Below are 10,631 nucleotides of genomic sequence, written 5' to 3'. Positions count from 1 at the left end.
AGCGTCCTCCGATTTCGCTTCGGCGTTTCCAGCCGAAACGCCAGCCCGCGTTGTCATGGATCAAGGGAAAGGGCCGGAAGAAATGATTGTACGACACCCACTTGGGGATGTCCTGCGCCCTTTATCGACCGATCAGATTTGGGAGAAATTCAAGGGCCTCAGCAGAGAGAACGTTCACCCGCGGTGGCAGGACGAGATCCTCTCGGCAATAGGCAACCTCGAAGCAGCAGGGCTTGGGCCTCTTCTGGCTGCTCTCTCTCGACGTGGCAGGCGATATGCCGAAGAAGACGCCGCGCGTGAACTGGCCCGATCTTCCGAAGCGTTGCAGTGATTCGTCGAGACGGACGGGCAGGCACATCTCGGGTAACGCTATGCTATTGGTATCCAAACGGCCAAGGCCGCTATGGTCTCGGAAGATTTTCCTGGGGCGGGTTGGGGGAGTGTCATGTAGCCCTGCTCTCGTCGACGATATGTCGAAGATTGTCGATGCCGTCTGGATGAAGACGAGGACAGCTTCGCTTTATTCGGCTGCCAGATTGCCGCGTAGGCGCTCAGACCATCCTCTTGCGAGAACATCTCGGCTCGAGGAATTGCGTAAAAAGTTTTCGTCTCGCCCACGAGAAGCTCGATGTTGTGGAGACCTTTCCTAGTCTACACTTGACCGCCCCCCAAAAGCGTCCTGCCGTGATAATTTTCGCTTTGGCCGCGCTGTTTGCGGTGGGTTGCGGGACCCACGCCAAAGTGGGCCTGAAAGGCCCGTGAGAAATGACTGCGGTTGGAAAAGCCGGTGGCCAGCGCGACTTCGACGAGCGGCAGGTTTGACTGTTGGAGAATCTCGTCGGCCTTCTCCAACCGTAAAGACCGATAGAACTGCATCACGCTCTGTCCTAACTGTTCCGTTGCCAACCGCTCTAATTGCCGCATCCCAATACCACTCAAGTGTACCAGATCGCCCAGCTTCAGCGGGTCCGCAATGTGGCTTGTCATCAATTCCACCATGGCGACCAGAGCGGGATGGCGCAGATCGTACCTGCGTATTGGGTCCAATTGCTGAGGGGCCTCGGCCTGCCGGACGCCGGTATGGATGAACCAATCGCTGACCGCACGGGCCAATTCCACACCGTGATCTGAAGCGATCAGCGCATGGGTCATGTCTAGGGGGGCCATGCCGCCCGCGCAGGTGAAGCGGTCACGATCGATGACGAACAGCCGCCGTTCGATGAGTGCGTCGGGATACGTCTCCCGCATTGCATCAATGTGCTGCCAGTGAATTGTAAACCGGCGTGACGACATCACACCCGCTGCCGCCAGGATTGCCGCTCCGCCTGAGATTCCGCCCAAAGGCACTCCCGACCGGGCGAGACGGCGCAGCCAAGCGAGGATCCTGTCGTCTCGATAGGTGAGGGGGTTGCCGCCGGCGACGACGAAGAGAATATCGAAATCAGTGCCTGCTTGTGAAACAGGTTCGGTCTCGAACGCACCCGAGACGGAACTGCGCATCCACCCGCCCTTGGCCGACATGAAGTTCAGATCGTAAAGAACCCGCCCGCTAAGCAGGTTGGCGGCGCGCAGCGGCTCGACCGCGGAGGCTGCGGACATCAGGGCATAGCCTTCGATCAGCAGGAAACCGTATCGCCGCGGGCTGCCGTGATTCCCGTCAATCATCCCGTTGAAAATCCTATCATCCACATCGTTCGCACATGTCCGGCAAAAGCACACATGAGTCAATTTTGAAAACACCTCGCTGCCCTTGCCGTGACATAGTCTCGGCAGTCCAAGGAGTCCTTGATATGAAGTTTTCCGGCTTCCGCGTCTTTGCTGAAGCGCTCAAGGGTCACACCGGGTGGCGGCCGCTCTGGCGCAATCCCGATCCAAAGCCTTCCTACGACTATTTGATTGTCGGCGGAGGCGGCCACGGCTTGGCCACAGCGTATTATCTGGCCAAGACCTTCGGACGATCGCGTATCGCCGTGCTGGAGAAAGGTTGGCTCGGATCCGGGAATGTCGGGCGGAACACGACGATCATCCGCTCGAACTACCTGCTTGCCGGCAATGAGCCCTTCTATGAGTTCTCGATGAAGCTCTGGGAAGGACTGGAGCAGGAGCTCAACTTCAACGCAATGGTTTCCCAGCGCGGCATCATCAACCTTTTTCATACGGATGCGCAGCGCGATGCCTTTCGCCGCCGCGGCAATGCCATGATGCTGGCGGGGGCGGGCGCACGGCTGCTGGGTCGGGAGGAACTGCGCGCCATGGTTCCGTTCCTGAATTACGACAACGCGCGCTTCCCGATCAAAGGCGGCCTGATGCAGGCGCGTGCCGGCACCGCGCGGCACGACGGCGTGGCCTGGGGCTATGCCCGCGGCGGCGACAGCCATGGCGTGGACCTGATCCAGAATTGCGAGGTGACCGGTTTCCGGCTCGATCGCGGCAAGGTGCGTGGCGTGGAGACATCGCGTGGCTATATCGCCGCCGACAAGGTCGGGGTGGCGGTGGCGGGCTCATCGAGCCGGGTCATGGCAATGGCTGGAATGCGGCTTCCGATCGAAAGCCATGTCTTGCAGGCTTTCGTCACGGAGGGGCTCAAACCCACCATTCCCGGTGTGATCACGTTCGGGGCAGGCCATTTCTACATCAGCCAGTCCGACAAGGGCGGGCTTGTCTTCGGCGGCGATATCGACGGCTACAATTCCTATGCCCAACGCGGCAACCTGCCGGTGGTGGAGGACGTCGCAGAAGGCGGCATGGCGCTGATGCCCATGATCGGGCGGGCGCGGCTCCTGCGCATGTGGGGGGGCGTGGTGGACATGTCGATGGACGGTTCGCCGATCATCGACCGCACGCATATTGATGGCCTCTATCTGAACGGCGGCTGGTGCTATGGCGGCTTCAAGGCGACGCCAGCCAGCGGCTATGCCTTCGCCCATCTTCTTGCCACCGGCGCACCCCACGAGACAGCGCGTGCGTACCGCATCGACCGTTTCGCACGCGGCCATGTGGTCGACGAGCGCGGCGCCGGTGCCCAGCCCAATCTCCACTAAGGCGGTCCAATGCTGATCCCACATCCACTTCTGGGCCTGCGGGATGCGCAGGAATTCACCTATCTGGGCGACGCGCGGCTCATCGACCGTCCAGATCCCTCCGCGCCCGATGCCGAGGCCGCCTTTTGCGATTACGTCTTCCTGCGCGACAACCCGGCCGGCGTGCATCGCGAATTTTGGTTCCACGAGCAGGGCGACCGGTCATGGCTGGTGGTGACGCGCGACACGGTCACGCATGAAGTCCTCGGTGCGGAACTGGCCCGCGATGCCGCCCTTTCGCGGACGAGGTGCAGCAAATGACACGACTGTCCGGAGGGCTGATCGACCGCTCGCAGACCTTGAACTTCAGTTTCGACGGCAAGCGCTACCAGGGCAATCCCGGCGACACGCTCGCCTCGGCGCTGCTGGCCAATGGCGTTCGTCTGATGGGACGCAGCTTCAAGTACCACCGCCCGCGCGGGCTGCTGTCTGTCGGCTCGGAGGAACCGAACGCCTTGGTAGAACTGCGCTCGGGCGCGCGGCGGGAGCCCAACACGCGCGCGACGACGGTGGAACTGTTCGACGGACTGGAGGCTCGAAGCCAGAACCGCTGGCCCTCACTCGGCTTCGACGCGTTGGCGGTGAACGACCTGCTGTCGCCTTTCTTCACAGCCGGCTTCTACTACAAGACCTTCATGTGGCCGAAAGCCTTCTGGGAAAAGCTCTACGAACCGGCGATCCGCAGGGCGGCGGGCCTCGGGCGCCTTTCAATGCAGGCCGATCCCGATGTCTATGACAAGGGCTTCCTGCATTGCGATCTCTTGGTCATCGGCGGGGGGGTGGCCGGGCTTGCCGCGGCGCTGACGGCGGCGCGCTCCGGCGCACGTGTGATTTTGGCCGACGAGGATTTCCGCCTGGGCGGGCGGCTTCTGTCCGAGACGAGAACGTTGGACGGAGCGCAAGCCAGCGACTGGATCTCAGCGTTGGAGGCTGAATTCGAGAGCCTGCCGAACATTCGCGTGATGCGTCGCACCACGGTTTTCGGGGTCTATGACCACGGCATCTATGGCGCGGTGGAAGGCGTGTCCGATCATCTCCCAGAGGCGAACGGGCGTGTGCGCCAGACACTCTGGCGTATCACGGCGAAACGCGCGGTCCTGGCGGCGGGCGCGACAGAGCGCCCGATCGCTTTTGCCGACAATGACCGTCCGGGAATCATGCTGGCCGGCGCGATGCGGGCTTACGCCAATCGCTGGGCGGCATGTCCGTCCGAGACCATCGCTGTCTTCACCAATAACGATGACGGTCATCGCACCGCGCGCGATCTGGCCGCCAAGGATGTCAAGATCGCCGCCGTCATCGACGTGCGCCCCGACGCGAAGGCTCGCGGTGACTACCGGCTGATCACGGGGGGCATGGTGGCTGGCTCACGCGGCCGGCTTGGCCTGAAATCGATCGAGGTTCAGGCAAACGGCAGGTCCGAATGGATCGAGTGCGGCGCGCTCGGGGTCTCTGGCGGCTGGAACCCGAATGTGCATCTCTTTTCGCATCATCGCGGTCGGCCTGTTTGGAATGAACCGCTGCAGGCATTCCTGCCCGGGGAGAATGGGCCTCTTGGATTAATTCCGGCAGGTGCGGCGGCGGGCCATTTTTCCACCGGCGACGCCTTGCGTTCCGGCGCGCGAGCCGCACAGCGTGCGATGGGCGAACTTGGAATCGCGGCATCGTTGCCCGATTTGCCGCGCGCTGAGGAGGCAGACTACACGGTTGCGCCCGTCTTCCACGTACCTGGCAAGAAGCGCGCCTGGGTCGATTTCCAGAATGACGTGACGGTGAAGGATATCAAGCTTGCCCATGCCGAGAACATGCGGCCGGTAGAGCATTTGAAACGCTACACGACCCTCGGCATGGCGACGGACCAGGGCAAAACCTCAAATGTGACCGGTCTTGCCGTGATGGCGGAGCTGACCGGGAGGTCGATCCCGGAAACTGGAACAACGATTTTCCGCCCACCTTACACTCCAGTGACGCTCTCGGTCCTGGGCGGCGGCGATACAGGGCGGCATTTCCGACCGCGCCGCCTCACACCCACCCATCACTGGGCCGAGGCGCAGGGTGCGGTGTTCGTCGAGGTCGGCCAGTGGATGCGCGCGCAATATTTCCCGCGTGCGGGCGAAACGCACTGGCGCCAGAGCGTGGACCGCGAGGCCAGGGCCGTGCGCGGCGCAGTGGGCCTGTGCGATGTGACGACGCTCGGCAAGATCGATGTCCAGGGCGCGGACGCGGGCGAGTTTCTCAACCGTCTCTACTGCAACATGATGGCCACGCTGAAAGTCGGCCGGGTCCGCTACGGGCTTATGCTGCGCGAAGACGGATTTGCCTATGACGACGGCACCTGCGCGCGGCTGGCCGAGGATCATTGTGTGGTCACCACGACGACCGCAAACGCCGGTCTGGTCTATCGCAACATGGAATTCGCGCGGCAATGCCTGTGGCCGGAACTCGACGTCCAGCTCATCTCCACGACCAATGCCTGGGCGCAGATTGCCGTCGCCGGGCCGAAGTCGCGCGCTCTGCTCGCCCGCATCGTTGACGGGTTCGACCTGTCGAACGAGGCTTTCCCCTTTATGGCCTGCGCGGAGCTCACCGTCTGCGATGGCCTGCGCGCGCGGCTCTTCCGCATCTCCTTCTCGGGCGAACTTGCCTACGAAATTGCGGTTCCCGCACGCTACGGCCACGCATTGATCGAGCGGCTGATGGAACTGGGAGCCGATCTCGGAGCGACGCCCTACGGCACCGAGGCATTGGGGGTCCTGCGGATCGAGAAGGGACACGCCGCCGGCCCTGAGTTGAACGGACAGGCGACGGCCCTCATGGTCGGGCTTGGCAGTATGGTATCGCAGAAGAAGGATTCCGTCGGCGCCGTGATGTCGCGGCGTGAGGGCCTTGCCGGCGACAGGCGACGCCTGGTCGGGCTGCGGCCCGTCGATCCTGCCGGGAAGGTGGTCAGCGGCTCACATCTTTTTGCGGAAGGTGCACCGTGGAAATTCGATACCGATCAGGGTTGGATCACCTCGGCTTGCTACAGTCCACATGTCGGCTCAATGATCGGGCTCGGTTTCCTCGAGAATGGCGATGAACGGCTGGGCGAGGTGATCGTGGCCGCGAACCCGCTCGAAGGCGAAAGCGCGCGCCTGCGCGTCGTGCCGGCGCATTTTGTCGATCCTGAAGGAGCACGTCTTCGTGAGTGACCTGAGACCCATCACCGCGCTCGGTGCCGCACTACCACGCCTCGCATCGTTCGGGGCGTTGGAGATCCGTGAGAACGGGGGTCTGGCGCTTGCCTCCATGGCGCTGCGCCGCGGAACCGTTGAGCCCACGCCGTTCGGCCTCGCTCTTCCCGGACCAGGCCGCTGGATTGCAGGGCAGGGGGTTGCCGCGCTGTGGACCGGGCTGGATCAGTGGATGATCGAGGCGGAAGGCCGCGCCGAGCTGGATTTTGCCGCCGAGCTCAAGCAACTCGCCCCTGGCTGCTCGGTGACCGAGCAGACCGATGGCTGGGTCGCGTTCGAGATCGTTTCGCGAGCCGGCACAGGGCCTATCGATGCACTGCTGTCGAAGCTCGTTAACGTCGATCTCGCGGATTTTGGCCCGGGCCGCGCGACGCGCACCGGGCTTGAGCATATGAGCTGTTTCGTCATCCGCCGCAGCGAGGCTCATATCGCCGTGCTGGGCGCGCGCTCGTCGGCCGGATCGCTCTGGCACGCACTGGAAACGGCGGCGAAGCGGCTAGAGGAAAGGTAACATGACCGCTCAGATCATCGACGGCAAAGAGTCCGCCGCGCAGCTACGGTCGAGCGTTGCTGGGCATGTGGCCTGGCTCAAGGAGGAACACGGCATTACGCCGGGCCTGGCAGTGGTTCTGGTAGGCGGCGATCCGGCGTCGGAAGTCTATGTGCGCAACAAAGGACGGCAGACTATCGAAGCTGGCATGAGCAGCCTTGAACACAAGCTGCCCACTGAAACATCTCAGGCCGATCTGCTTGCTCTAATCGAGCAGCTGAATTCCGATCCGGATATTCATGGTGTCCTTGTCCAGCTCCCTCTACCCAGTCATCTGAACGCCGATCTGGTGATCAATGCGATCGATCCAGCAAAAGATGTCGACGGGTTTCACATTTCGAATGTCGGGCTTCTGGGCACGGGACAAAATGCGATGGTGCCATGTACCCCATTGGGTTGCCTGATGTTGCTGCGAAGCCATCTCGGCGATCTCTCTGGGCTTGAAGCCGTGGTCGTGGGGCGCTCGAACATCGTCGGAAAACCGATGGCGCAACTCCTGCTCAATGACAGCTGCACCGTAACCATTGCTCATTCGCGTACACGCGATCTGGCATCATTCTGCCGTCGAGCCGACATTCTTGTCGCTGCCGTCGGCCGCCCCGAGATGATCCCCGGCGACTGGATCAAGCCGGGCGCTACAGTGATCGATGTGAGCATCAATCGGATCGCGCGGGATGGCAAGCAACAACTGGTGGGCGACGTGGATTTTGGAAGCGCGGCGGAGGTAGCGGGAGCGATAACGCCGGTGCCGGGGGGTGTCGGTCCCATGACCATCGCCTGTCTTCTCGCCAACACGGTTACCGCCTGCTGCCGTGCTCATAGGCTGTCCGAGCCTGAGGGGCTCACCTTATGAGCCCCTTGCAATCCGGCACTCTACCTGACACGCCCGAATGGATCTCTTCCGCACACACGAGCAAGCTCGCCATGGACAAATACTACCTGACCGTCACCTGCAAGTCCAAGCGCGGGATCGTCGCGGCCATCGCAGGATACCTCGCCGATAGCGGCTGCAACATCACCGACAGCTCGCAGTTCGACGATACGCAGACCGGCAACTTCTTCATGCGCGTGAGCTTTATCTCTGAAGATGGCGCTGGCCTCGACGCGCTGCGCAACGGCTTTGCTGACACCGCCGAGACGTTCGGAATGGACTTCGCCTTCCATGACGAGAGCCAGAAGATGAGGGTGATCATCATGGTCTCGCGCTTCGGCCATTGTCTCAATGACCTTCTGTATCGCTGGCGCATCGGAGCGCTGCCAGTCGACATAGTGGCGGTGATCTCGAACCATCTGGACTACCAAAAGCTGGTCGTGAACCATGACATTCCGTTCCACTACGTCAAAGTTACGAAGCAGAATAAGAGGGAAGCCGAAGCGCAGCAGATGCGCATCGTCGAGGAGACCGGCGCGGAGCTGGTGGTGCTCGCCCGGTACATGCAGGTGCTGTCGAATGAGATGTCCGAGAAGATGTCCGGCCGCATCATCAACATCCATCACTCCTTCCTGCCGTCATTCAAAGGAGCGAACCCCTACAAGCAGGCTTTTGAGCGTGGGGTAAAACTGATCGGCGCGACCTCGCATTATGTCACCGCCGATCTCGACGAAGGGCCGATCATCGAGCAGGACACGGTGCGCGTCACCCACGCCCAGAGCCCATCCGACTATATATCGCTCGGGCGCGACGTCGAAAGCCAGGTTCTCGCACGCGCGATCCATGCTCATCTCCACCGCCGCGTCTTCCTCAACGGGAACAAGACCGTGGTCTTCCCCGCTTCGCCAGGCTCCCATGCTTCGGAACGTCTGGGATGAGTGTACGAATGCAACGAGGTGACCCGCATTGCTTTTTCTCGACCCGCGACGGTGTCACGAGATCGGATCGCAAATCGCCCACCTGCAACTTCGGTGACGTTGGCGCCCTATTCTCGACCCTAGGAAGAAAACGCCATGACTTCTCACTCCACCAGTATGCGGCAATTCCTCGTCTGGAAACCCGAGGAACAGACGCCTCTGACCGCGCTGTCGCCTCAGGCCCCGCTCGACCGGCCAGTCGAGCGCTTGACCTGTCGTCGGTTCTCGAAGTATCGCTAACAGCCTTCGGACCACAGGAAGGCGGCGAACTCCGGCCCGATGCATTTTAGATTGATCAGCATCGCCGGTGCCGGGGAGACGACATGCGCGGCAGCGAGCACAGCATCGCGAGCAGCCTCAACCGCCTTGATCTGTTCCAGCAGCAATTCGAGCGGATCAAGTTCCCGGCTGATCTGCATCTTCAGATATGCAGGCATCGCTCAGCCGTCGCCGGTCTTAAGCGCCTCCAGTCGCTTGCGCCGGTCGCGATGCATTGGTTCTTGGGCGGATACGCCGTGGGCGAACAGCCGGCCATTGATGCGGTTGACGTGGCGCACGCGCTCGTCCGTCAACGCCTTGCGCTCACGCGTGATGCGGCAACGGTCCTCCTTTTGGGGCGTCGCTACCCGAAGCATCGCACACACCCGTGGCTCGACTAGCTTGTAGGCCAGCAACGCCCGGATCAGCGCCTCACCGTCGATCTTGTCGGTCTTTGCGCGACGGCGCCGGCGCGAAATCGCAATCGACGCCGCATCGACGACGTGACTTTCGATGGATCCAGAAACCATCGAGCCCGGCCTCATGGATCACGATCGGAGAACACTGCCCGGTCGCGCCTCTGCCTTCTTTTTAAGCTCGACAAAGCGCGCCAGCAGTCCGGCGATGTTGCCGGCCGCCACCGAATGCTTCGACATCTTCTCGCCGCCAACTGGCGACAGCGAGGTGATCACCATGTCGAGCGGCTGGCGCTTGAAACCCGGAACAAGCGCGGCAATCACCCACTTCGCCTTGCTCATCTCGATGACGGCGACGATCGTGTTATCCTGTTCGAGAGCGGTAAGGGACCGGCTTGAGTCAAAAGACTACGACATGGGGCGGCTCCTTCTGATGGTGGATTCAACAGCGCCGAAGGATGCCACACCTCGCCGCTCGCCCTATAGCATCTAAGCAGGACCACCCATTGTTGGCGGGATGAACAGTCGTGGCCATGCCGCTTGCATTTGACATAAGAGTTCGAAATGGGACGAAGATTGCGCCAAGATCGATACGGATAGCCGTCGGCCCTTCGGATTGGTGAGCTGCAACGGGCATGCTTGCCTCCAGGGTAAGGTGTTGGTTCCGCGACCTCACTTTGCCACAGCGCAGGTCGCTGTCCACCCTCCTCATAGGATCTGATGCTCACCCTGCGCGATGCGGTGCCCAGCTAGCCACACTGCGGCTCACGCTCCTCAAGCTCGACGGCCGCGTGGTCGAGATGAAAACCCAAATTCGCCTGCATTGCCGACATCCTGCCCGGACCAGCGTATCCTGCGCACCGTCCTCAGTCGCATCCCGCAACTCGCGACATAAACAATGGGGCGCAGACGTCCCGAAACAAACCCGCTGACCCAAACCACTCGCCTTCCATCACGACGGATCACCGCCGGCGCCTATTACGCTTGGGAAGACGCACGGTAAAGGCAACCAGATCGCCGCTTCAGGCCGCCGAAAGCTCATCTCCGTGCATCAAGCAGGTTAGGACTTCACCCCATAGGGGCATCTCGCCGCTAGATGGCAAAAATATAAAAATTGCATTTGACGCAAACCACCCGGCAGTTGACCATCTAAGCACAACGACGGGAGCGGAGGAGAGGTAATGGCGAACACTCAGTCGAGCTTGGCGCCCGGGCTTCCTTTTAGCGAGGCGGAGTATAACCGTCG

Annotated in this window: 7 protein-coding genes and 2 pseudogenes; 7 read left to right on the top strand and 2 right to left on the bottom strand. The window is 61.8% G+C overall.

Annotated features, from left to right (window positions below; genetic code table 11):
• Positions 1-331, top strand: a pseudogene (locus EN852_RS41760) (hypothetical protein); the annotation flags it as partial.
• A 320-nt stretch (positions 332-651) separates the two neighbouring features.
• Here the strand turns inward: EN852_RS41760 and EN852_RS34275 are convergent.
• Positions 652-1,665: a GlxA family transcriptional regulator gene (locus tag EN852_RS34275; RefSeq protein ID WP_210212399.1), complete on the bottom strand. Its 1,014-nt coding sequence runs from the start codon at positions 1,663-1,665 to the stop codon at positions 652-654.
• 125 nt (positions 1,666-1,790) lie between these two features.
• Here EN852_RS34275 and EN852_RS34270 point away from each other — a divergent pair, with 125 nt between their 5' ends.
• The 6 genes from EN852_RS34270 to purU all read left to right on the top strand — a co-directional run bounded on the left by EN852_RS34270 (position 1,791) and on the right by purU (position 8,672).
• Positions 1,791-3,041 (top strand): sarcosine oxidase subunit beta family protein, encoded by a 1,251-nt coding sequence (locus EN852_RS34270; RefSeq protein WP_126101856.1) that lies wholly within the window; start codon positions 1,791-1,793, stop codon positions 3,039-3,041.
• Positions 3,042-3,050: 9 nt separating this feature from the next.
• A complete protein-coding gene (locus EN852_RS34265; protein ID WP_126101855.1) occupies positions 3,051-3,341 on the top strand; it encodes a sarcosine oxidase subunit delta in 291 nt (96 codons plus the stop codon).
• The gene (locus EN852_RS34260) at positions 3,338-6,271 is read left to right on the top strand and encodes a sarcosine oxidase subunit alpha family protein (protein ID WP_126101854.1); all 2,934 of its coding nucleotides are present in this window, start codon (positions 3,338-3,340) and stop codon (positions 6,269-6,271) included. The genes EN852_RS34265 and EN852_RS34260 overlap by 4 nt, the downstream gene beginning before the upstream one ends.
• Positions 6,237-6,824 (top strand): sarcosine oxidase subunit gamma, encoded by a 588-nt coding sequence (locus EN852_RS34255; RefSeq protein ID WP_245460085.1) that lies wholly within the window; start codon positions 6,237-6,239, stop codon positions 6,822-6,824. Before EN852_RS34260 ends, EN852_RS34255 begins: the two co-directional genes overlap by 35 nt.
• Before the next feature lies 1 nt (position 6,825).
• Positions 6,826-7,716: a bifunctional methylenetetrahydrofolate dehydrogenase/methenyltetrahydrofolate cyclohydrolase FolD gene (gene folD, locus EN852_RS34250; RefSeq protein ID WP_126101853.1), complete on the top strand. Its 891-nt coding sequence runs from the start codon at positions 6,826-6,828 to the stop codon at positions 7,714-7,716.
• Between the two features lie 71 nt (positions 7,717-7,787).
• Complete coding sequence (purU, locus tag EN852_RS34245) at positions 7,788-8,672, top strand: formyltetrahydrofolate deformylase (protein WP_126101852.1); 885 nt, start codon at positions 7,788-7,790, stop codon at positions 8,670-8,672.
• A 278-nt stretch (positions 8,673-8,950) separates the two neighbouring features.
• Here the strand turns inward: purU and EN852_RS34240 are convergent.
• Positions 8,951-9,727: pseudogene (locus tag EN852_RS34240) on the bottom strand (IS110 family transposase); the annotation flags it as partial.
• Positions 9,728-10,631 lie beyond the last annotated feature (904 nt).

The organism is Mesorhizobium sp. M2E.F.Ca.ET.209.01.1.1, assembly GCF_004010375.2.
Taxonomy (GTDB): domain Bacteria; phylum Pseudomonadota; class Alphaproteobacteria; order Rhizobiales; family Rhizobiaceae; genus Mesorhizobium.
Note: the sequence above shows the minus strand (reverse complement) of the source record. Positions and strands in the feature narration are given on the sequence as shown.